21 protein-coding genes are annotated in these 21,884 nt (G+C 52.5%); 13 read left to right on the plus strand and 8 right to left on the minus strand.

The features are described 5' to 3' along the window. Positions 1-201 precede the first annotated feature (201 nt). Positions 202-906: a FadR/GntR family transcriptional regulator gene (locus ACLJPQ_RS21060; RefSeq protein WP_001131145.1), complete on the plus strand. Its 705-nt coding sequence runs from the start codon at positions 202-204 to the stop codon at positions 904-906. Positions 907-917: 11 nt separating this feature from the next. Beyond that, positions 918-2,345 (plus strand): multidrug transporter subunit MdtD, encoded by a 1,428-nt coding sequence (gene mdtD, locus ACLJPQ_RS21065; RefSeq protein WP_061425136.1) that lies wholly within the window; start codon positions 918-920, stop codon positions 2,343-2,345. Here mdtD and rbsR read toward each other — a convergent pair. From rbsR to kup, 7 genes are all read right to left on the minus strand, one after another. After that, positions 2,311-3,309, minus strand: coding sequence for a ribose operon transcriptional repressor RbsR (rbsR, locus tag ACLJPQ_RS21070; protein ID WP_000224487.1), 999 nt, complete (start codon positions 3,307-3,309; stop codon positions 2,311-2,313). The two genes, mdtD and rbsR, sit on opposite strands and share 35 nt — an antisense overlap. A gap of 3 nt (positions 3,310-3,312) precedes the next feature. Next, a complete protein-coding gene (rbsK, locus tag ACLJPQ_RS21075) occupies positions 3,313-4,242 on the minus strand; it encodes a ribokinase (RefSeq protein WP_080184680.1) in 930 nt (309 codons plus the stop codon). Between the two features lie 132 nt (positions 4,243-4,374). Beyond that, complete coding sequence (gene rbsB, locus ACLJPQ_RS21080) at positions 4,375-5,265, minus strand: ribose ABC transporter substrate-binding protein RbsB (RefSeq protein WP_080184679.1); 891 nt, start codon at positions 5,263-5,265, stop codon at positions 4,375-4,377. Between the two features lie 24 nt (positions 5,266-5,289). After that, a complete protein-coding gene (gene rbsC, locus ACLJPQ_RS21085; protein ID WP_000211345.1) occupies positions 5,290-6,255 on the minus strand; it encodes a ribose ABC transporter permease in 966 nt (321 codons plus the stop codon). Positions 6,256-6,260: 5 nt separating this feature from the next. Then, the gene (rbsA, locus tag ACLJPQ_RS21090; protein ID WP_000339361.1) at positions 6,261-7,766 is read right to left on the minus strand and encodes a ribose ABC transporter ATP-binding protein RbsA; all 1,506 of its coding nucleotides are present in this window, start codon (positions 7,764-7,766) and stop codon (positions 6,261-6,263) included. 7 nt (positions 7,767-7,773) lie between these two features. Continuing rightward, entirely contained in the window at positions 7,774-8,193 is a 420-nt protein-coding gene (rbsD, locus tag ACLJPQ_RS21095) for a D-ribose pyranase (protein WP_000715944.1), read from the minus strand. A gap of 216 nt (positions 8,194-8,409) precedes the next feature. Next, complete coding sequence (kup, locus tag ACLJPQ_RS21100) at positions 8,410-10,278, minus strand: low affinity potassium transporter Kup (protein ID WP_000102338.1); 1,869 nt, start codon at positions 10,276-10,278, stop codon at positions 8,410-8,412. A 347-nt stretch (positions 10,279-10,625) separates the two neighbouring features. Here kup and ravA point away from each other — a divergent pair, with 347 nt between their 5' ends. Both ravA and viaA read left to right on the plus strand, forming a co-directional pair. Continuing rightward, positions 10,626-12,122 carry an ATPase RavA gene (ravA, locus tag ACLJPQ_RS21105; RefSeq protein ID WP_000940975.1) on the plus strand — a complete coding sequence of 499 codons (1,497 nt, stop codon included), beginning with the start codon at positions 10,626-10,628 and terminating at the stop codon, positions 12,120-12,122. Further along, positions 12,116-13,567: an ATPase RavA stimulator ViaA gene (gene viaA / locus ACLJPQ_RS21110; RefSeq protein WP_000956588.1), complete on the plus strand. Its 1,452-nt coding sequence runs from the start codon at positions 12,116-12,118 to the stop codon at positions 13,565-13,567. Before ravA ends, viaA begins: the two co-directional genes overlap by 7 nt. Before the next feature lie 4 nt (positions 13,568-13,571). Here viaA and asnA read toward each other — a convergent pair whose 3' ends face one another. Further along, entirely contained in the window at positions 13,572-14,564 is a 993-nt protein-coding gene (asnA, locus tag ACLJPQ_RS21115; protein WP_000845118.1) for an aspartate--ammonia ligase, read from the minus strand. Positions 14,565-14,714: 150 nt separating this feature from the next. Here asnA and asnC point away from each other — a divergent pair, with 150 nt between their 5' ends. The 9 genes from asnC to atpH all read left to right on the plus strand — a co-directional run bounded on the left by asnC (position 14,715) and on the right by atpH (position 21,884). Continuing rightward, on the plus strand, positions 14,715-15,173 hold the full coding sequence (asnC, locus tag ACLJPQ_RS21120) for a transcriptional regulator AsnC (protein ID WP_000433018.1): 459 nt from the start codon (positions 14,715-14,717) through the stop codon (positions 15,171-15,173). Positions 15,174-15,262: 89 nt separating this feature from the next. Next, on the plus strand, positions 15,263-15,706 hold the full coding sequence (gene mioC, locus ACLJPQ_RS21125) for an FMN-binding protein MioC (protein WP_024157385.1): 444 nt from the start codon (positions 15,263-15,265) through the stop codon (positions 15,704-15,706). A 378-nt stretch (positions 15,707-16,084) separates the two neighbouring features. Beyond that, complete coding sequence (gene mnmG / locus ACLJPQ_RS21130; protein ID WP_001651089.1) at positions 16,085-17,974, plus strand: tRNA uridine-5-carboxymethylaminomethyl(34) synthesis enzyme MnmG; 1,890 nt, start codon at positions 16,085-16,087, stop codon at positions 17,972-17,974. 102 nt (positions 17,975-18,076) lie between these two features. After that, on the plus strand, positions 18,077-18,700 hold the full coding sequence (gene rsmG / locus ACLJPQ_RS21135) for a 16S rRNA (guanine(527)-N(7))-methyltransferase RsmG (protein ID WP_023215949.1): 624 nt from the start codon (positions 18,077-18,079) through the stop codon (positions 18,698-18,700). A gap of 615 nt (positions 18,701-19,315) precedes the next feature. Further along, positions 19,316-19,696 carry a F0F1 ATP synthase subunit I gene (gene atpI / locus ACLJPQ_RS21140; RefSeq protein ID WP_000116685.1) on the plus strand — a complete coding sequence of 127 codons (381 nt, stop codon included), beginning with the start codon at positions 19,316-19,318 and terminating at the stop codon, positions 19,694-19,696. A gap of 8 nt (positions 19,697-19,704) precedes the next feature. Then, on the plus strand, positions 19,705-20,520 hold the full coding sequence (gene atpB, locus ACLJPQ_RS21145) for a F0F1 ATP synthase subunit A (RefSeq protein WP_000135632.1): 816 nt from the start codon (positions 19,705-19,707) through the stop codon (positions 20,518-20,520). 46 nt (positions 20,521-20,566) lie between these two features. Then, positions 20,567-20,806: a F0F1 ATP synthase subunit C gene (gene atpE / locus ACLJPQ_RS21150; RefSeq protein ID WP_000429386.1), complete on the plus strand. Its 240-nt coding sequence runs from the start codon at positions 20,567-20,569 to the stop codon at positions 20,804-20,806. 59 nt (positions 20,807-20,865) lie between these two features. Then, complete coding sequence (atpF, locus tag ACLJPQ_RS21155; protein ID WP_001052212.1) at positions 20,866-21,336, plus strand: F0F1 ATP synthase subunit B; 471 nt, start codon at positions 20,866-20,868, stop codon at positions 21,334-21,336. A gap of 14 nt (positions 21,337-21,350) precedes the next feature. Beyond that, the gene (gene atpH, locus ACLJPQ_RS21160) at positions 21,351-21,884 is read left to right on the plus strand and encodes a F0F1 ATP synthase subunit delta (protein ID WP_001288957.1); all 534 of its coding nucleotides are present in this window, start codon (positions 21,351-21,353) and stop codon (positions 21,882-21,884) included.

A 21,884-nucleotide genomic window follows, 5' to 3' on the forward strand; every position in this document is an offset into this window, starting at 1 on the left:
GTTCCGTGTCAGTGGTGGCGCATTATAGGGAGTTATTTCTGCCTGACAAGAGGAAATTTAAAATAATTTTCTGAGTGTCTCTTTTTTCATCAATGGCGTGCTTAACGTGCCATAAAATAAGCAAATTACCGTTATTGCAACTGCAATCACACTTCCAGGTGGCATACTAATAACCAAACGAAAGAGAAAGGAAGAACATTCATGCCTTTAAGCGCACAACAATTAGCCGCACAGAAAAATCTATCCTATGTTCTGGCTGAAAAGCTGGCGCAGCGGATATTAAAGGGTGACTACGCCCCCGGTACGATTCTTCCCGGCGAAATAGAACTGGGCGAGCAGTACGGCGTAAGTCGAACGGCAGTTCGCGAAGCGGTGAAAACGTTGACGGCTAAAGGTATGGTGCTACCCCGTCCGCGCATTGGTACGCGGGTGATGCCGCAGGGAAACTGGAACTTTCTGGATCAAGAGCTGCTGACCTGGTGGATGACGGAAGAAAATTTTCATCAGGTGGTAGATCATTTTCTGGTGATGCGTATTAGCCTGGAGCCGCAAGCCTGCCTGCTGGCGGCGACTCTTGGCACACCGGAGCAGAAAGCGCGGCTTAATGCCTTAATGGAAGAGATGGTCGCGCTGAAAAAGCATTTTAAGCGTGAACGCTGGATTGAAGTGGATATGGCGTGGCACGAGCATATCTACGAAATGAGCGCCAATCCCTTTCTAATCTCTTTTGCTACGCTATTTCATTCGGTTTATCACACTTACTTTACCTCAATCACCTATAACGAGGTGGTAAAGCTGGATTTGCACCAGGCCATTGTTGATGCCATCGCTGATAGCGACGGCGAACGCGCTTTCCAGGCCTGCCAGGCGTTGTTAATAGCGCCCAATGAGAGACCAGATAATTAACAGGATATTGAATGACCAGCAAAAAAGCGCGCAGTATGGCTGGCCTGCCGTGGATCGCGGCGATGGCCTTCTTTATGCAGGCGCTAGACGCCACCATTTTGAATACCGCTTTACCGGCTATTGCGCATAGTCTTAACCGTTCACCACTCGCCATGCAGTCCGCTATTATCAGTTATACCCTGACAGTAGCTATGTTAATTCCGGTAAGCGGCTGGCTGGCTGACCGCTTTGGTACGCGTCGCGTCTTTATGGTCGCCGTAAGTCTGTTTACGTTAGGCTCGCTGGCCTGCGCGCTCTCCAGTTCACTATCTGAATTGGTTATTTTTCGCGTCGTACAAGGCGTCGGCGGAGCGATGATGATGCCAGTGGCGCGACTGGCGTTATTGCGAGCCTATCCGCGTAGTGAGCTCCTGCCCGTTCTTAACTTTGTCACTATGCCGGGGCTGGTAGGTCCGATTCTGGGGCCGGTATTAGGCGGCGTACTGGTGACCTGGGCAAGCTGGCACTGGATCTTCCTGATTAATATTCCCATTGGTGTTGCAGGCATTCTGTATGCCCGCAAATATATGCCCAACTTCACCACGCCGCGTCGCAAGTTTGACATGACCGGCTTCTTTCTTTTTGGGTTAAGTCTGGTTTTATTTTCCAGCGGAATGGAACTGTTTGGCGAAAAGATTGTGGCGACATGGATCGCATCCGCCATTATTTTTTGCAGTATCGTTCTACTATTGGCCTATATCCGCCACGCCCGCCGTCATCCGACACCGTTAATATCACTATCGCTGTTTAAGACACGCACATTTTCCGTCGGTATTACCGGCAACCTCGCCACGCGTCTGGGGACAGGCTGCGTACCTTTTTTGATGCCGTTAATGCTACAGGTTGGTTTTGGCTACCCGGCTCTGATCGCCGGCTGCATGATGGCGCCGACAGCTTTGGGTTCTATTATCGCGAAATCGACCGTAACGCAGGTTTTACGACGTTTGGGATACCGGAAGACTCTGGTCGGCATTACGGTATTTATCGGTCTGATGATTGCCCAGTTTTCGTTTCAATCTCCCGCCATGCCGATCTGGATGCTCGTACTGCCGCTATTCATTCTTGGAATGGCGATGTCCACTCAATTTACGGCAATGAATACGATTACTCTTGCGGATCTGACGGACGATAATGCCAGCAGCGGCAACAGCGTTCTGGCGGTTACGCAGCAATTGTCTATCAGTTTAGGCGTGGCGATCAGCGCGGCGGTGTTACGTATTTATGAAGGTTTTGCGGGCACCAGTACCGTGGAACAGTTCCACTATACCTTTATCACGATGGGGGCGATCACTATCGTGTCCGCGCTGATGTTTATGCTGCTAAGAGCCAAAGACGGCAACAATCTGATTAAAGAACGGCATAAATCTAAACCGACCCACGCACCGTCAAAACCGGAGTAAGCTGAAGTCGCTGTTGTTGCAAGGCGGGCTGCGCCATCCGATGAATCAACACATCAATAGCCAGCTCGCCCAATTCATCTTTCGGCTGATGGATAGTCGTCAGCGGCGGCGTCATATAGCGCGCCAGCTCAATATCATCATAGCCAATGACTGCCATATCCTGCGGAATACGAAGCCCCGCCTGATATAGCGCCTGATAGGCGCCGACAGCCATCGCATCGTTTCCGGTAAAAACCGCTTGCGGTCGCTGTTGATGGGCCAGTAACGCCTGCATGGCGTCAAAGCCGCCGCCAAATTCAAAATCGCCGGTGATCTCATAGCCTTGCGGAATAGCCAGCCCTGCGCGTTTCATCGCCGCCCGATACCCTTCCAGCCGCAAACGCGCTGGCGTTTTGTCCAGCGGGCCGGTAATACAGGCTATTCGGGTAAATCCTTTATCGATAAGGTGTTGGGTGGCAAGATCGCCGCCTAGCAACGAATTATCCTGAATGAGATCGCTATCGCCCTCACCATCAAACGGCGACCAGTCCATCATGACGGTAGGAATAGACGGATAACGCTCCATGATTTCACGAGAAGGCTGATGCGTTTCGGTACACAGCAGCAGTAAACCGTCTACCCGTTTTTGCATCAGGGTCTCCAGGTTGCGGTTCATCCGTTGCTCGTCGCCTTCGGTATTGCACAACACCAGACTATAACCGCGCTCAAAACAGCTTCGCTCAACGCCGCGCACCAGTTCGGAATAAAAAGGGTTGGTACTGGCGGTAATTAGCATACCAATCGTGCGGGTCTGGTTTAACTTGAGGCTTCGCGCCAGCGCAGAAGGCGCATAGTTAAGTGATTTAATCGCCGCTTCAACTTTTTCGGTTATCGTCTCACTCACAAAGCGATCTTTGTTAATAACGTGAGAGACCGTCGATGTAGAGACTCCCGCCAGGCGGGCAACATCTTTCATAGTAGCCAAGCGTTACCCCTGCTGATGTAAAAACGCTTCTATCTCTTCGCGCCACGGAACGGACGGCTGCGCGCCTTTACGCGTTACGGCAATCGCGGCGGCGGCATGGGCAAAGCGAATCGCTTCCGGCAACGGCGTATCCTCCAGTATCGCGGTGATAAAGGCGCCGTTAAACGTATCTCCGGCGGCAATGGTATCGACAGCCTCAACGCTAAATCCAGGAACGCGGCGGCCCTCGCCGCCTACGCTGGCCCAGACGCCACGGCTTCCTAAGGTAATTAATACGGTTCGAATGCCTTTATCATGCAAAACCTGCGCAGCTTTCGCGGCATCGTCGTCATTTTCCACACGCACGCCCGTCAGCTTTTCAGCTTCCGTTTCATTTGGCGTGATGATGTCCACCAGCGCCAGCAGTTCATCCGGTAGCTCACGGGCAGGCGCCGGGTTCAGCGCAACAGTAGTATGATGTTGATGGGCGATTTTCGCCGCCGCCAGTACGCTTTCCAGCGGCGATTCCAGCTGCATCAGTAACGCATCCGCCTGCGCGATACGTTCACGTTGCGCATCAACCAACGCCGGCGATAACGCGGCATTCGCTCCGGCATGAATACCGATGACATTCTCGCCTTCGCCGTTAACGAAAATCAGCGCCACCCCGGTAGACTCGCCTTTAATGACGCTAACTGGCGCGATATCAATACGATCGCTGACTAATTGTTTACGAATACTGTCGCCAATATCGTCATCGCCCGTGCAGGCGATAAACGCAATATTTGCCCCGCTACGTCCCGCAGCAACCGCCTGATTCGCGCCTTTCCCGCCAAACGCAACCTGATAATGGCTACCGGTTACCGTTTCACCCGGGGTAGGGAAGGACTCAAGATTAAGGATATGATCGGCATTAATGCTGCCAAGGACGATGAGATTACCTGCGGTTTTCATATTCGGGGTTCCACGTCAAAGTGCGCCACCGGTTAGGGTGGCGCGTGCCCTGCTTTTCTTTTTTTACGTTCACCTCAGCGGAGGCTCGCGTATTTCTGTCGCCATCAGGCCATAGTTGACCCGTGTCGTTTATTACTGCTTGATGACCAGTTTCAGGTCAACCGGATATTTGGCCTGAACTTTTTCGCCTTTCAGCACCTTATCCGCCACTTCAACGCCTTTGGCGCCGATTTGATCCGGTAACTGAGCGATAGTCGCTGCCAGTTTGCCATCTTTTACGGCCTTTTCGCCATCCGGCGTACCGTCAAATCCAACCACCATCACATCTGCTTTACCGGCAGTTTGCAGCGCGCGCAGTGCGCCCAGCGCCATTTCATCGTTCTGGGCGAAGACAGCCTGAACATCCGGATGCGCGGTCAGCAGGTTCTGCATGACGTTCAGACCCTTAGTACGGTCGAAATCAGCAGGCTGGCTGGCCAGGACATTAAATTTGTGGGCGGCTACCGCCTGCTGGAAACCTTCGCCACGCTCACGCGCCGCAGATGTTCCGGCAATGCCTTGCAACTCAATCACTTTGGCGCCTTCGCCAGCTTTTTTCGCGATATAGTCGCCAGCGATCTTACCGCCCAGCACGTTATCAGACGCGATATGGCTGACGACATCGCCTTTGGTTGCCTGGCGGTCAAGCGTGATAACCGGAATCTTCGCCTGGTTCGCCATCTTCACCGCGTTACCCACCGCATCGGAGTCAGTCGGGTTGATCAGCAGAATTTTGGTCCCGCGAACGGTTAAATCCTGCACGTTCGCCAGCTCTTTGGCAGGGTTGTTCTGGGAGTCCAGCACCACCAGGTTATAACCCAGTTTATCCGCCTCTTTTTGCGCCCCGTCTTTTAACGACACGAAGAAGGGATTATTGAGGGTAGAGATCACCAGCGCAATGGTGTCTTTCGCCATTGCATTCGCGCTCACGGTGGCGCTCAGCGCAATAGCAGATACCAGGGTAGCCAGTTTTTTCATGTTCATATTTCAGATGTCCTGTAGTCGTTGTTACTGCTTTTTGTTGTCTACCAGTACCGCCAGCAAAATCACCACCGCTTTGACGATCATCTGGTAATAGGAGGAAACACCTAACAAATTCAAACCATTATTAAGGAAGCCGAGAATCAATGCGCCGATCAATGTCCCAACAATGCGTCCTTTACCGCCTGCAAGGCTGGTGCCGCCCAGCACCACGGCGGCAATAGCATCCAGCTCATAGCCGGTACCCGCCGTCGGCTGCGCGGAAGAGAGGCGCGCCACTTCAATGATGCCCGCCAGCGACGCTGTCAGGCCGCAAAGTGAATAGACGATAATTTTCACTTTGCTCACGCTAATGCCAGACAGGCGCGTCGCCGCTTCGTTACCGCCCAGCGCGTAGATATAGCGTCCCAGACGGGTGTGATGCAGCATATACCAGGCGGCGATAAAGACGATAGCCATGATCCAGACCGGCGTAGGAACGCCCAGCGGACGGCCGATACCGAACCAGCCAAACAGATCGGCGTTATCGGTAAAGCCGGTGTTGACCGGGCTACCGTCGGTGTAAACCATCGTCACGCCGCGCAGTAGCAGCATCATCACCAGCGTAGCGATAAACGCCTGTACGCGACCTTTCGCGACGATAACGCCAGTAACGGCGCCAATCGCAGCGCCCAGGGCCAGCGCGGCGGCAACCGCGACCAGCGCATTCACTTCAACGCCGACGATTGAAGCGGCAACCGCGCCGGTGAGCGCCAGCAGGGAACCGACGGACAGATCGATCCCCGATGTCAGAATCACCAACGTCATCCCCACCGCCATAATGGCGTTGACGGAGGTCTGTTGAAGAATATTGAACAGATTATTAACGGTAAAAAAGTTGGGGCTCAACGTCGAAACAATCGCGATCAACACCAGCAGGGCAATGAGCGACTTCTGCTCAAGAAGCCACGCTTTAGTGAAATAACGGCGACCAGAAACAGCCTGGGTTGTCATCTTTTTTACTCCTGATTCACGCGATTAAGCTTGCCCACTGCGGCAGCCATTAACACTTCCTGGGTGGCCTGCTCGCGAGTAAATTCACCGCTGAGATGCCCTTCATGCATGACGATGATGCGATCGCTCATGCCTAATACTTCTGGCATCTCAGATGAGACCAGAATGATGCTCAGGCCGTCGGCCTTAAACTGGTTGATAAGCTGGTAAATCTCTTTCTTGGCGCCGACGTCCACGCCGCGGGTCGGCTCGTCGAGAATGAGCACTTTCGGGCGCGTCATCAACCCGCGGGCAATCGCCACTTTTTGCTGATTACCGCCAGAAAGCAGGCCTATCGCCTGTTCCATTGACGGCGTCTTGACGTTGAACAGACGGATAAAATCCCCCACCGCCTGCTGCTCATCTTTGTGTTTCAGGCTTCCGCCAGCGCGGCTGAAATAGTCCAGCGCCGTCAGCGACATATTCTCTTTAACTGACATGCCGAGCACCAGTCCATCGCGCTTACGGTCTTCAGAGATATAAACGATGCCATTGGCCAGCCCGTCCTGCGGAGAACGCGTCACCACTTCGTGTCCATCGAGCGTCACGTAACCGCTGGTTCGCGGCATCGCGCCGTACAATACTTTCATCAGCTCGGTGCGACCGGCGCCCATCAGGCCGGAGATGCCAAGAATCTCGCCTTTTCGCAGCACAAAAGAGACATCATTCACGCCCGGTCCGCACAGATTATCGACCTTGAGGCGAATCTCACCCGGCGCGTTATCCAGATGCGGGTACTGATCTTCCAGCTTACGTCCCACCATCATTTCGATAAGAGAATCTTCGGTCAACGTGGCCACTTCACGCTCGGCGATAAATTGCCCATCGCGGAAGACCGTCACGTCATCGCAAATTTCAAAAATCTCTTTCATACGGTGGGAGATATAGACAATGCCGCGCCCCTGCGATTTTAATTCGCGGATAACGCGGAACAGCGATTCGGTTTCGGTGTCGGTCAGCGCATCGGTCGGTTCATCCATAATGATGACTTTGGATTCGAAGCTCAGCACTTTGGCGATTTCCACCATTTGCTGATCGCCGATAGAGAGTTCGCCCACCAGCTTATCGCTCTTAAAACGCAGATTGAGTTTGGCTAAGAGGTGGTCGGCTTCGGCATACATCTTTTTCCAGTCGATTTTGCCAAAGCGATTCACAAACTCACGGCCCAGGAAGATGTTTTCCGCAATGGTCAACTGCGGGATCAGGTTCAGTTCCTGATGAATAATGCCGATCCCGGCTTCCTGAGACGATTTAGGCCCATTAAAGGTGGTCTCTTTACCCAGCCATAACAACGATCCCGCATCTCGCGTATAGATGCCGGTTAATACTTTCATCATGGTGGATTTTCCGGCGCCGTTTTCCCCCACCAGCGCCATAACGCGGCCAGGATAAACGTTTAACGCGGCGCCGGAGAGAGCCTTCACGCCGGGGAACGCTTTATCGATCCCTTTGAGTTGCAGTAATGCGTCCATAGCGGCCTCAGAACGTAACGCCAGCGCAAAGAATGACGTTCGCATACGGGGAACACTCCCCGCTGCGAATCACCGCCTGACTGTCTGCAGTCAATTTTTTGAATTGTTCGTGTGTCGTATAACTAATTTTTATGGTGTTTCCCTGGTGTTGCTGCAGTTGCTCAAGGTGAGTGAGCAACGTTTCGTGGAGCTGCGGATTCTGTTGTTTGATTTCCGTTGCAAGAATCGCCGCCTCAACCTGCATTTCCCGGGTCACGACATCCACCACCTGCATAAAAGAAGGTACGCCCTGGGTTAGTGCCATATCGATACGCGCGGTGCTATTCGGGATGGGTAAACCCGCATCACAGACCACCAGAGTATCAGTATGCCCCAGACGGGAAATGACCGACGAGATTTCAGAGTTGAGTACGGTGCCTTTCTTCATTTTTCTGCTCCACTAGCGAAACGTTTCGCTGGCCGCAGTGTAACCCTGGATGTGTTCATAAAACCATCATGACGTAACAGAATTGTGATCGCCGTCGAAACGTTTCGCTAGCGGAAATCAGGTGAAGATAATCGCCCAATGGCGATTATCTTGTGGGAATCTACGGATTGGCCAGGCCGGGTAAGCCAATGCGGCCCCCGGCATGTTGATGAGAGGTTAAATCTCGACCTGCGTACCTAACTCAATCACGCGGTTAGGCGGGATCTCGAACTGATCCGGCGCGCGCAGGGCGTTGCGTTGCAACAACAAATACAGCTTGCCGCGCAGACGCAAATACCACGGGCGTTTGCCGACAATCAACGACTCGTGCGACATAAAGAACGACGTTTCCATCATCCGACAGCTAAGGCCTTCCAGACCGCAGCGGTGGAACACCTCTTCAACGTTTGGCGTTTCGCGCCAGCCGTAGCTGGCCACCACGCGCCAGAATGTCGGAGACAACTGCTCAATCTGCACCCGGCGAACGTTATGCACATAAGGCGCATCTTCCGTACGCAACGTCAGTAAGATTACGCGCTCATGCAACACTTTGTTGTGCTTCAGGTTATGCAATAAAGCAAAAGGGATCACACTGAGCGCGCGCGACATGTATACGGCAGTACCCGGCACCCGAACCGGCGGTGACTTCTCCAGTGAAGCAATCATCGCTTCCAGCGAATTACCGTGTTCATGCATACGACGCAACAGACGGAAACGCTCGCTCTTCCAGGTGGTCATGATCGTGAACATGATCAGACCCAGGCTCAGCGGCAGCCAACCGCCGGACAACAATTTATCGAGGTTAGCCGAGAACAGCGGGATATCCACGCACAGGAATGCGATGAGGATCAGCGCGACAAAATATTTGTTCCAGTGCCAGTTCTTACGCGCCACGGTCGTAGAAAGAATAGACGTCAGCACCATCGTGCCGGTCACGGCGATACCATAGGCCGCCGCCAGGTTGCTGGAGTGCTCAAAGCTAACAATAACAACCACGACCGCGAAATAAAGCAGCCAGTTAACGAAAGGGATGTAGATCTGACCGGACTCCATCTCGGAGGTATGGATAATGCGCATTGGCGACAAATAGCCAAGACGCACAGCCTGACGCGTCAGCGAAAAGACGCCGGAAATGACCGCCTGGGAGGCGATCACCGTCGCCAGCGCGGCCAGAATCAGCAGCGGAATTAACGCCCAGTCCGGCGCCAACAGGAAGAAGGGGTTTTTAATCGCTTCCGGATGCTTAAGTAGCAATGCGCCCTGACCAAAGTAATTCAGTACTAACGACGGCAATACCACGGTAAACCACGCCAGGCGAATCGGGAACTTACCGAAGTGTCCCATATCGGCGTACAACGCCTCTACGCCGGTAATCGACAGCACCACTGCGCCCAACGCAATAAATGATACGGTTTTATATTCAAGGAAAAAACGTACCGCCCAGACAGGATTCAGCGCATGTAACACTTCGGGATTGGCGATAATACTGCGCAGGCCAAGTACCGCCAGGATTAAAAACCAGGTCAGCATGATCGGCGCAAAGAGTTTCCCTACCATTCCCGTACCGTGCTTCTGAATCATAAACAACAGAGTCAGCACAATAATGGAGAGCGGGACAATCCAGGTATCCAGCTGCGGCGCGACAATCTCCAGGCCTTCAATCGCCGACATCACCGAAATCGCCGGCGTAATCACCACTTCGCCATAGAAAAAGCTGCCGCCTATCAGTCCCATGATAACTAACATGGATGTGGTGCGCGCCGAGGTATTACGCCCGGCAAGCGACATCAGCGTCAAAATTCCACCTTCACCCGCGTTATCGGCGCGCATCACGAAGGTGAGATATTTGATGGAAACCACAAAGATGAGTAGCCAGAAGATCAGCGACAGAAAACCAAACACGGCATCTCGTTCAACGCCAAAACCAAACTGACCGGACAAACATTCACGAAGCGTATAAAGCGGGCTGGTGCCAATATCACCGTAGACAACCCCAATAGCTGCGAGGGTAATCGCAGGCAACGATTGCTTATTATCAGTGCTCATAGACTCATCTTTCGTTTATACACGTCACCCTTCACACTACCTCCTTGTCGGCTGCATTCGCTTACCCCAGTCACACGTTTAAGTCAGTGCCAGGGGATTCACTCCTTTGCCGCCTTGATGTAGTTTGAATGAATGAGTGTATAGATATGAAATGTGTGCTTAGTCCCTTGGCCCACAAAAAAGCGCACAGTATGCACGATTAATCATAAAATCGTACCCCTAAATGAAGCCAGATTAACCTGGCTCAAAGAAAAATAAACAGCGCGTCAGACGATTACAGCCCCGGTGGTGAAACGTCTATACTCGCAATTAGCATGATCCATTTGTCGAAAGGACGCCTCTTTATTATGGCTCACCCACATTTATTAGCGGAAAGAATTTCCCGTCTGAGCAGCGCCCTTGAGAAGGGGCTGTATGAACGTAGTCACGCCATACGCCTTTGCCTACTGGCGGCGTTAAGCGGTGAGAGCGTCTTTTTGTTGGGCCCGCCCGGTATCGCCAAGAGTCTGATTGCCCGCCGCCTGAAGTTTGCTTTCCAGCGCGCCCGCGCTTTTGAATATCTGATGACACGCTTTTCCACGCCGGAAGAGGTGTTTGGCCCGCTCTCTATTCAGGCGCTGAAAGATGAAGGTCGCTATGAACGCTTAACGACCGGCTATCTTCCCGAAGCCGAAATCGTTTTTCTGGATGAAATCTGGAAAGCCGGGCCCGCTATCCTGAACACATTGCTGACCGCCATTAACGAACGCCATTTCCGCAACGGCGCATTTGAGGAAAAAATTCCGATGCGGCTGCTGGTGGCGGCCTCCAACGAACTGCCCGAAGCGGACAGCAGCCTGGAAGCCTTGTACGACCGAATGTTGATTCGCCTGTGGCTGGATAAAGTTCAGGATAAAGCCAATTTCCGCTCCATGCTGATTAGTCAGCAGGATGAGAGTGATAACCCGGTCCCCGCCTCGTTACAGGTTAGCGACGAAGAATATCAACAGTGGCAAAAAGATATCGGCGCAATTTCACTCCCTGATCCGGTCTTTGAGCTGATATTTACTCTGCGCCAACAGCTGGATAATTTGCCGAATGCGCCTTATGTTTCCGACCGTCGCTGGAAGAAAGCCATCCGCCTGTTACAGGCCAGCGCCTTCTTTAGCGGACGCGACGCGGTTGCGCCGATTGACCTTATCCTGCTAAAAGATTGCTTGTGGTATGACGCGCAGAGTCTGAATCTCATGCAACAGCAACTGGAAATATTGATGACCGGACACGCCTGGCAGCAGCAGGCCATGCTGACTCGCCTCGGCGGTATCGTCCAGCGCCGCCTCCAGTTGCAGCAACAGCAAAGCGATAAAACCGCCTTCACCGTCATTAAAGAAGGCGGTATGTTCAGCCGTCGCCCGCATTACACTTTACCGCCGGAAGCCAGTGCATCAACGTTGACGTTATTGCTACAAAAACCGCTAAAACTGCATGATATGGAAGTGATCCATATTACCTTTGACCGCAGCGCGCTGGAACTTTGGCTGACCAAAGGCGGCGAGATCCGGGGCAAACTGAACGGGATCGGCTTTGCCCAAACGCTGAATATGGAAGTCGATAACGCTCAACATCTGGTGGTGCGCGACATCAGTCTACAAGGTACCCGTCTGGCGTTACCGGGAGCGGCTGAAGACAGTATGCCTGCGGAGATCAAACAGCAGCTGGAAACGTTAGAAAACGACTGGCGCCAGCAGCATACCCGCTTCAGCGAGCAGCAACATTGCCTGTTTATTCACAGCGACTGGTTAGGGCGCATTGAGGCCAGCCTGCAGGATGTAGGAGAACAGATCCGCCAGGCGCAACAATGCTGACGCTGGATACGCTAAATACCATGCTGGCCGTCAGCGAAGAGGGAATGGTCGAAGAGATGATCCTCGCGCTACTGGCTTCCCCACAGCTGGTCATTTTCTTTGAAAAGTTTCCGCGTTTAAAAAACGCCGTGACCGCCGATCTCCCGCGCTGGCGGGAAGCGCTACGCAGCCGTCTTAAAGACGCACGCGTTCCGCCGGAACTCACGGAAGAGGTCATGTGTTATCAGCAAAGCCAACTTCTCTCTACCCCACAGTTCATCGTGCAACTGCCGCAAATACTGGCGTTGCTTCACCGCCTGCATTCACCGTATGCCGCGCAGGCGAAGCAGTTGACGGAGAGCAACAGTACCTTTACCCCTGCGCTACACACGCTTTTTTTGCAACGCTGGCGGTTAAGTCTGGTCGTGCAGGCCACCACGTTAAACCAACAACTACTGGAAGAAGAGCGCGAGCAGTTGCTGAGTGACGTTCAGGAACGGATGACGCTGAGCGGGCAACTGGAACCGACGCTGGCGGAAAATGATAATGCCGCAGGCCGCCTGTGGGATATGAGCGCGGGCCAGCTTAAACGTGGTGATTATCAACTGATCGTAAAATACGGCGAATTTCTCGCCGCCCAGCCGGAGCTAATGCAACTGGCGGAACAACTGGGACGTTCGCGGGAAGCCAAATCGGTACCGAAAAAAGACGCGCCGATGGAAACCTTTCGTACACTGGTACGCGAACCCGCAACGGTGCCGGAGCAGGTTGACGGTATTCAGCAAGGCGATGATATTCTGCGCCTGTTGCCGCCAGAGCTGGCGACGCTCGGCATCACCGAGCTGGAATATGAATTTTACCGCCGGTTAGTGGAAAAACAGCTCCTCACCTATCGCCTGCATGGCGAAGCGTGGCGTGAGAAAGTGACCGAACGGCCGGTAGTACACCAGGATGTCGACGAGCAGCCGCGCGGACCGTTTATTGTCTGCGTCGATACTTCAGGCTCGATGGGAGGATTTAACGAGCAGTGCGCAAAAGCGTTCTGCCTGGCGTTGATGCGCGTTGCGCTGGCGGATAACCGCCGCTGCTTTATTATGCTGTTTTCCACTGACGTTGTGCGCTATGAACTCTCCGGCCCGGAAGGTATCGAGCAGGCCATCCGCTTTTTAAGTCAACGTTTTCGCGGCGGCACGGATATCGCCAGCTGTTTTCGCGCCATTATTGAAAGAATGCAGGGACGGGAATGGTTTGATGCCGATGCGGTGGTCATTTCGGATTTTATCGCCCAGCGCTTGCCGGATGACGTGGTGAGCAAAGTGGGAGAGTTGCAGCGTCTTCACCAGCATCGATTCCATGCGGTGGCGATGTCGGCGCACGGCAAACCCGGCATCATGCGCATTTTCGATCATATCTGGCGCTTTGACACCGGGATGCGAAGCCGCCTGCTGAGACGCTGGCGGCGCTAACGGCTTATAAAATAGCAGGAATGCTTTCGCGAACCTGCGCGGGCCACACACCGCACTGCACCTGACCAATATGCGGCAATTGCAGCAGCAACATCGTCAGACGCGACTGCCCAATCCCGCCGCCGATGGTCTGCGGCATTTCGCCGCGCAGCAGCGCCTGATGCCACTCCAGTTGCAGACGATCTTCATCACCGGTCAACGCCAGCTGGCGCATCAGCGTATCGGCATCTACGCGGATACCCATAGAGGAAAGCTCAAACGCATCTTCCAGCACCGGGTTCCACACCAGGATATCGCCGTTCAGACCGGCGTAGCCCAGCTCAGATGCGGAGCTCCAGTCATCATAATCCGGCGCGCGTACATCATGGCGGTGGCCATCGCTCAGTTTACCGCCGATCCCCACCAGAAAAACGGCGCCAAGTTCTTTGGCGATCGCGCGTTCGCGCCCTTTCGCATCCAGATCCGGGAAACGCGCCAGCAGTTCCTGACTGTGAACAAAATGGATCTGATCCGGCAGGAACGGCGCCAGACCAAACTGTTTATGCACTTCCGCTTCCGTCGCCTTAATTCCTGCCCATATAGCCTCTACTGTGCTTTTTAGGGTGGAAAATTGGCGCTCGCCATCGCCCATGACACGCTCCCAGTCCCACTGATCCACATAGACCGAGTGGAGCGGAGAGAGTCGGTCTTCATCGGGGCGAAGGGCTTTCATGTGCGTGTACAGCCCTTCGCCCGCGCTGAAGTCATGTTGCCCCAGGGTTTGACGTTTCCACTTCGCCAGTGAATGCACCACTTCGAACTGGGCGTCAGGCAACGCTTTCACTTTTACCTGCACCGCTTTTTCACAGCCGGACAAATTATCCTGCGTACCATCCCCTACGCGACTCAGGATCGGCGCCTGGACCTCAATCAGACCCAGACGCTCCTCCAGCTGGCGAGAGAAATGTGATTTCACGAAGCTAATTTGACGTTGTTTGGCAATGTAAGCGGTTTTCATTTTTTTACTCCTGCGTCCTGTTGCCTATGATTAAGCAACAAAACGAGAGCACTATTCAATAATCAACAGATAAAAAGCTAACTTCGGTTTTGATTCGTTAAAAATAATAGCTAAAATAGAGATAATCATTAATCTGCATAAGAAAAAGCGATGGAAAATTATCAGATCGACAATCTGGACCGCGGCATACTTGACGCCTTAATGGGAAATGCCCGCACCGCCTACGCCGAACTGGCCAAACAATTTGGCGTTAGCCCTGGAACCATTCACGTTCGCGTCGAGAAAATGAAGCAGGCCGGGATCATTACGGGCGCACGGATTGACGTCAGCCCTAAACAACTGGGTTACGATGTGGGCTGCTTTATTGGCATCATCCTCAAAAGCGCCAAAGACTATCCCTCCGCACTGGCCCGGCTGGAAAGCCTGGATGAGGTGACGGAAGCGTATTACACCACCGGTCACTACAGCATCTTTATAAAAGTCATGTGCAAATCAATCGACGCGCTTCAGCACGTACTTATCAACAAGATCCAAACAATTGATGAAATTCAGTCCACTGAGACACTGATCGTCTTGCAGAACCCGATCATGCGCACCATCAAGCCATGATCGGCTTTTTTAATCCCACATTTTTCCACAGGTAGATCCCAGCTCGTTCACAGAGTACAATGCAGCCTCTTTACCTGAGCGAGCGATCAATGGCAGACATTACTCTTATCAGCGGCAGCACCCTGGGCGGCGCCGAATACGTCGCGGAACATCTGGCGGAAAAGCTGGAAGCTGCCGGTTTTTCAACCGAAACGGTGCACGGTCCGTTATTAGAGGATCTGTCAACTTCCGGGATCTGGCTGATAATCAGCTCAACGCACGGCGCCGGAGACATTCCGGACAACCTGACCCCTTTCTATGAAGACCTTCAGACGCAGAAACCCGATCTTTCCGCGGTACGTTTCGGCGCAATTGGCATTGGTAGTCGAGAATACGACACGTTTTGTGGCGCGATTGAGAAAATAGAAGCGGAACTGAAAGGCGCTGGCGCAAAACAGGTTGGGGAAACACTGAAGATCAACATCCTTGAACATGAGATTCCGGAAGATCCAGCGGAGATTTGGCTCGGATCCTGGGTTAATTTACTCAAATAAGTGTAAAGATCGTGCGATCCATTGTGGATAAGTCTGGTGGGAAGCTTGGATCAACCGGTAGTTATCCAAAGAATAACCGTTGTTCACTTTTTGAGTTGTGTATAAGTACCCGTTTTGATCCCAGCTTATACGGGCCACGATCACCGATCATTCACAGCTAGTGATCCTTTCCAACGCATTGATCTTTATTACAGGATCCGGGTTATCCACAGCCTGGTGCGATCCTAATAAGAGATCACAATAGAACAGATCTCTAAATAAAAAGATCTTCTTTTTAATAGCCCGGATCCCGGGGCTTTCTCCATCGGCTAAAGTTGAGTAGAATCCACCGCCCGGGCTTCAATCCATTTTCACACCGCGTTATGCGAGGCAATTACCATGTTTTATCAGGATCCTTTTGACGTCATTATTATTGGCGGGGGTCATGCAGGCACTGAGGCCGCGATGGCCGCAGCGCGTATGGGTCAACAGACTCTGCTTTTGACACACAATATTGACACGTTGGGGCAGATGAGCTGCAACCCGGCGATCGGCGGTATTGGAAAGGGACATCTGGTAAAAGAGGTGGATGCGCTCGGCGGTCTGATGGCGAAAGCGATCGATCAGGCAGGTATTCAGTTTAGGATACTAAACGCCAGTAAAGGTCCGGCCGTTCGCGCTACCCGGGCTCAGGCGGATCGAGTCTTATACCGCCAGGCGGTGCGTACCGCGCTGGAGAATCAGCCGAATCTGATGATCTTCCAGCAAGCGGTTGAAGATCTGATTGTCGAAAACGATCGCGTTGTCGGCGCCGTGACCCAAATGGGGCTCAAATTCCGCGCGAAAGCGGTGGTACTGACCGTCGGGACCTTCCTGGACGGCAAAATTCATATTGGTCTGGATAACTACAGCGGCGGTCGTGCTGGCGATCCGCCATCCATCCCGCTGTCTCGCCGTCTGCGTGAGCTTCCGCTACGCGTCAGTCGCCTGAAAACCGGCACACCGCCGCGTATTGATGCGCGTACTATCGATTTCAGCGTGTTGGCTCAACAGCATGGCGATAACCCGATGCCGGTTTTCTCGTTTATGGGGAATGCTTCTCAGCATCCGCAACAGGTGCCGTGTTACATCACGCATACCAATGAGAAAACCCATGACGTGATTCGTAATAACCTCGATCGTAGCCCAATGTACGCTGGCGTGATCGAAGGGATCGGCCCACGCTACTGTCCTTCGATCGAAGACAAGGTGATGCGTTTTGCCGATCGTAACCAGCATCAGATCTTCCTTGAGCCGGAAGGACTGACCTCTAACGAGATTTACCCTAACGGTATCTCCACCAGCCTGCCGTTTGACGTGCAGATGCAGATTGTCCGTTCCATGCAGGGCATGGAGAACGCGAAGATCGTTCGTCCTGGTTACGCGATTGAGTACGATTTCTTCGACCCGCGCGATCTGAAACCGACTCTGGAAAGTAAATTTATTCACGGCCTGTTCTTTGCTGGTCAAATCAACGGTACTACCGGCTATGAAGAGGCTGCGGCGCAGGGCTTGCTCGCTGGTCTGAATGCCGCGCGTCTTTCCGCCGACAAAGAGGGCTGGTCGCCTGCGCGTTCTCAGGCTTATCTCGGCGTGCTGGTGGACGATCTCTGTACGCTGGGCACCAAAGAGCCGTATCGCATGTTTACCTCCCGCGCCGAATATCGCCTGATGCTGCGTGAGGACAACGCCGATCTGCGTCTGACCGAAATGGGCCGCGAGCTGGGTCTGGTGGATGATGAACGCTGGGCGCGATTCAACGAGAAGCTGGAAAATATCGAACGAGAACGTCAGCGGCTGAAATCGACATGGGTAACGCCGTCTGCGGAATCCGCCGATGAAGTGAATGCGCATTTGACCACGCCTCTCTCCCGTGAGGCCAGCGGCGAAGATCTGTTGCGTCGTCCGGAAATGACCTACGCGCAGCTCACTTCGCTTGCCGCATTCGCGCCTGCGCTTGAAGATGAGCAAGCCGCTGAGCAGGTGGAAATCCAGGTCAAATACGAAGGCTATATCGCTCGCCAGCAGGATGAGATTGAAAAACAACTACGTAACGAGAATACGTTGCTGCCTGCCACGCTGGATTATCGTCAGGTTTCCGGTCTGTCGAACGAAGTTATCGCCAAGCTGAACGATCATAAACCGGCGTCTATCGGCCAGGCATCGCGTATCTCCGGCGTTACGCCAGCGGCAATCTCCATTCTGCTGGTATGGCTGAAAAAACAAGGTATGCTGCGTCGTAGCGCTTGATAACACTAATTTGGCGGGGGCGCTTCGCTTGCCCGCCCTACAAATTTGTAGGCCCGATAAGCGAAAGCGCATCGGGCATTTGATTATTAACAGGTAATGACCGTGCTCAACAAACTCTCTCGTCTGCTGGCTGATGCCGGTATTTCTCTTACCGATCACCAGAAAACGCTGCTGGTCGCCTACGTTGATATGCTGCACAAATGGAACAAAGCATACAACCTGACGTCAGTGCGGGATCCCAACGAAATGTTGGTACGCCATATTCTCGACAGCATAGTCGTTGCGCCGTATCTTCAGGGACAGCGTTTTATCGACGTAGGAACAGGACCGGGGCTGCCGGGCATCCCGCTGGCTATTGTTCTCCCTGACGCGCATTTCACCTTACTCGACAGCCTGGGCAAGCGGGTACGTTTTCTGCGTCAGGTCCAGCACGAACTGAAACTGGAAAACATCACGCCGGTTCAAAGCCGCGTTGAAGCCTATCCCTCCGAACCACCGTTTGATGGCGTTATCAGCCGCGCTTTCGCATCGTTGAATGATATGGTGAGCTGGTGTCACCATCTGCCGGGAGAGAAAGGGCGTTTTTATGCCTTAAAAGGGCAATTGCCAGGGGATGAAATTGCCTTACTACCTGACAATTTTAGCGTCGAATCTGTTGAAAAATTACGCGTTCCGCAACTGGAAGGCGAGCGGCATCTGGTGATTATTAAGTCAAACAAAGTTTAATTTTTATCAAAAAAAATAGAAAAAAAACGACGCGGCTTGTGTTAAAAATCGACAGGTATAACGCATTTCAGCGTTGTTACATTTAACTCTGGATTTACGGTTTCGTTTCAACATGACAACGTCGCTTCTTTTGTTAAAACAGAGAGTAATCAACTTTGTAAATATCAGTCTGCTAAAAATCGAATCGAAAAATCACTTTTGCTTGTTAAATTTTTATTATAAATGTCAATGGGGCGTTTTTAAGGTGTAAGCTGGTATTTTTAAAACAGTACCTGGTTTTACGCTTAAATATCAAAAAGATGAAAAGGCATGAATTGACACGTAAATGAATTGCGTAAGCATGAATATGTTTAATGTGTGATCTGGTGCACGCTTTATCGCCAGTGTTTTCGCGCTATTTGCAGTTTTGTACGATCGTTCACACTTTGGCTAAAAGTTAAAAATGCGGGCCAGAGAAAAATATTTAAACATTTATTCACCTTTTGGCTACTTATTGTTTGAAATCACGGGGGCGCACCGTATAATTTGACCGCTTTTTGATGCTTGACTCTAAGTCTTAAAGAACGTTTTATACGACACGCGGCATACCTCGAAGTGAGCAGGAGTAAAAACGTGATGTCTGTGTCGCTCGTGAGTCGAAACGTTGCTCGTAAGCTTCTGTTCATTCAGTTTCTGGCGGTAATAGCAAGTGGATTGCTGTTTTGCCTCAAAGACCCCTTCTGGGGCATCTCCGCAGTATGTGGGGGATTGGCAGTGGCACTGCCTAATATGTTGTTTATGATATTTGCCTGGCGTCACCAGGCGCATACACCTGCTAAGGGCCGCGTGTCCTGGACTTTCGCCTTCGGTGAAGCCTTCAAGGTGTTAGCGATGCTGGTTTTACTGGTGGTGGCGTTGGCGGTTTTAAAGGCGGTGTTTTTGCCGCTGATCGTTACGTGGGTTTTGGTGCTGGTGGTTCAGATACTGGCGCCGGCTGTAATTAACAACAAAGGGTAAAAGGCATCATGGCTTCAGAAAATATGACGCCGCAGGAATACATAGGACACCATCTGAATAACCTTCAGCTGGACCTGCGTACTTTCTCGCTGGTGGATCCGCAGAACCCCCCAGCCACCTTCTGGACGCTCAATATTGACTCCATGTTCTTCTCGGTGGTGCTGGGTCTGTTGTTTCTGGTGATGTTCCGTAGCGTTGCTAAAAAAGCGACCAGCGGCGTGCCAGGCAAGTTTCAGACCGCGATTGAGCTGATAGTCGGCTTTGTGCATGGCAGCGTCAAAGACATGTACCATGGCAAAAGCAAGCTGATTGCGCCGCTGGCCCTGACGATTTTCGTCTGGGTATTCCTTATGAACCTGATGGACTTACTGCCTATCGACCTGCTGCCGTATATCGCTGAGCATTGGCTGGGTCTGCCGGCAACGCGCGTGGTGCCGTCTGCTGACGTCAACATCACCCTGTCGATGGCGCTGGGCGTATTCATCCTTATTCTGTTCTACAGCATCAAAATGAAAGGCATCGGCGGCTTCGCAAAAGAGTTGACGCTGCAGCCGTTCAATCACTGGGCGTTCATTCCTGTCAACTTAATCCTTGAAGGGGTAAGTCTGCTGTCCAAACCGGTTTCTCTCGGTCTGCGACTGTTCGGCAACATGTATGCCGGTGAGCTGATTTTCATTCTGATTGCTGGTCTGTTGCCGTGGTGGTCACAGTGGATTCTGAATGTGCCGTGGGCCATTTTCCACATCCTGATTATTACGCTGCAAGCCTTCATTTTCATGGTTCTGACGATTGTCTATCTGTCGATGGCGTCCGAAGAGCATTAATTTACCAACACTACTACGTTTTAACTGAAACAAACTGGAGACTGTCATGGAAAACCTGAATATGGATCTGCTGTACATGGCTGCCGCTGTGATGATGGGTCTGGCGGCAATCGGTGCTGCGATCGGTATCGGCATCCTCGGGGGTAAATTCCTGGAAGGCGCGGCGCGTCAACCTGATCTGATTCCTCTGCTGCGTACTCAGTTCTTTATCGTTATGGGTCTGGTGGATGCTATCCCGATGATCGCTGTAGGTCTGGGTCTGTACGTGATGTTCGCTGTCGCGTAGTAAGCGTTGCTTGAATTAAGAGCAATATCAGAAGGTTAACTAGATAGAGGCATTGTGCTGTGAATCTTAACGCAACAATCCTCGGCCAGGCCATCGCGTTTATTCTCTTTGTCTGGTTTTGCATGAAGTACGTATGGCCGCCGTTAATGGCAGCCATCGAGAAACGTCAGAAAGAAATTGCTGACGGTCTCGCTTCTGCTGAACGAGCACATAAGGATCTTGACCTTGCAAAGGCCAGCGCGACCGACCAGCTGAAAAAAGCGAAAGCGGAAGCTCAGGTAATCATCGAGCAGGCAAACAAACGCCGCGCTCAGATCCTGGACGAAGCCAAAACTGAAGCAGAGCAGGAACGTACTAAAATCGTGGCGCAGGCGCAGGCGGAAATTGAAGCCGAGCGTAAACGCGCCCGTGAAGAGCTGCGTAAGCAAGTTGCTATCCTGGCTGTTGCTGGCGCCGAGAAGATCATCGAACGTTCCGTGGATGAAGCTGCTAACAGCGACATCGTGGATAAACTTGTCGCTGAACTGTAAGGAGGGAGGGGCTGATGTCTGAATTTGTTACGGTAGCTCGCCCCTACGCCAAAGCAGCTTTTGACTTTGCCGTTGAACACCAAAGTGTAGAGCGCTGGCAGGATATGCTGGCGTTTGCCGCCGAGGTAACCAAGAACGAACAAATGGCAGAGCTTCTCTCTGGCGCGCTGGCGCCGGAAACGCTCGCTGAGTCGTTTATCGCAGTCTGCGGTGAGCAGTTAGACGAAAACGGTCAGAACCTGATTCGGGTGATGGCTGAAAATAATCGTCTGAACGCGCTCCCGGATGTTCTGGAGCAGTTTATTCATCTGCGTGCCGCCAGTGAAGCTACCTCCGAGGTAGAAGTTACGTCGGCAACCGCATTGAGTGAAGAGCAGCTTTCGAAAATCAGCGCCGCGATGGAAAAACGTCTGTCACGCAAAGTGAAGCTGAATTGCAAAATCGATAAGTCTGTAATGGCAGGCGTTATCATCCGGGCGGGTGATATGGTCATTGATGGCAGCGTACGCGGCCGTCTTGAGCGCCTTGCAGACGTCTTGCAGTCTTAA

This window comes from Salmonella sp. SAL04213 (assembly GCF_046550535.1).
Classification (GTDB): domain Bacteria; phylum Pseudomonadota; class Gammaproteobacteria; order Enterobacterales; family Enterobacteriaceae; genus Salmonella; species Salmonella enterica.

Excerpts from the sequence above, each read along its gene's own strand:
- viaA (WP_000956588.1), top strand. The coding sequence starts at position 12,116 with ATGCTGACGCTGGATACGCTAAATACCATGCTGGCCGTCAGCGAAGAG.
- rbsC (WP_000211345.1), bottom strand. The coding sequence starts at position 6,255 with ATGACAACCCAGGCTGTTTCTGGTCGCCGTTATTTCACTAAAGCGTGG.
- kup (WP_000102338.1), bottom strand. The coding sequence starts at position 10,278 with ATGAGCACTGATAATAAGCAATCGTTGCCTGCGATTACCCTCGCAGCT.
- asnC (WP_000433018.1), top strand. The coding sequence starts at position 14,715 with ATGGAAAATTATCAGATCGACAATCTGGACCGCGGCATACTTGACGCC.
- atpI (WP_000116685.1), top strand. The coding sequence starts at position 19,316 with ATGTCTGTGTCGCTCGTGAGTCGAAACGTTGCTCGTAAGCTTCTGTTC.
- rbsA (WP_000339361.1), bottom strand. The coding sequence starts at position 7,766 with ATGGACGCATTACTGCAACTCAAAGGGATCGATAAAGCGTTCCCCGGC.
- rbsB (WP_080184679.1), bottom strand. The coding sequence starts at position 5,265 with ATGAACATGAAAAAACTGGCTACCCTGGTATCTGCTATTGCGCTGAGC.
- atpE (WP_000429386.1), top strand. The coding sequence starts at position 20,567 with ATGGAAAACCTGAATATGGATCTGCTGTACATGGCTGCCGCTGTGATG.
- ravA (WP_000940975.1), top strand. The coding sequence starts at position 10,626 with ATGGCTCACCCACATTTATTAGCGGAAAGAATTTCCCGTCTGAGCAGC.
- rbsK (WP_080184680.1), bottom strand. The coding sequence starts at position 4,242 with ATGAAAACCGCAGGTAATCTCATCGTCCTTGGCAGCATTAATGCCGAT.
- mdtD (WP_061425136.1), top strand. The coding sequence starts at position 918 with ATGACCAGCAAAAAAGCGCGCAGTATGGCTGGCCTGCCGTGGATCGCG.
- ACLJPQ_RS21060 (WP_001131145.1), top strand. The coding sequence starts at position 202 with ATGCCTTTAAGCGCACAACAATTAGCCGCACAGAAAAATCTATCCTAT.
- atpB (WP_000135632.1), top strand. The coding sequence starts at position 19,705 with ATGGCTTCAGAAAATATGACGCCGCAGGAATACATAGGACACCATCTG.
- rbsD (WP_000715944.1), bottom strand. The coding sequence starts at position 8,193 with ATGAAGAAAGGCACCGTACTCAACTCTGAAATCTCGTCGGTCATTTCC.
- asnA (WP_000845118.1), bottom strand. The coding sequence starts at position 14,564 with ATGAAAACCGCTTACATTGCCAAACAACGTCAAATTAGCTTCGTGAAA.
- atpH (WP_001288957.1), top strand. The coding sequence starts at position 21,351 with ATGTCTGAATTTGTTACGGTAGCTCGCCCCTACGCCAAAGCAGCTTTT.
- mnmG (WP_001651089.1), top strand. The coding sequence starts at position 16,085 with ATGTTTTATCAGGATCCTTTTGACGTCATTATTATTGGCGGGGGTCAT.
- mioC (WP_024157385.1), top strand. The coding sequence starts at position 15,263 with ATGGCAGACATTACTCTTATCAGCGGCAGCACCCTGGGCGGCGCCGAA.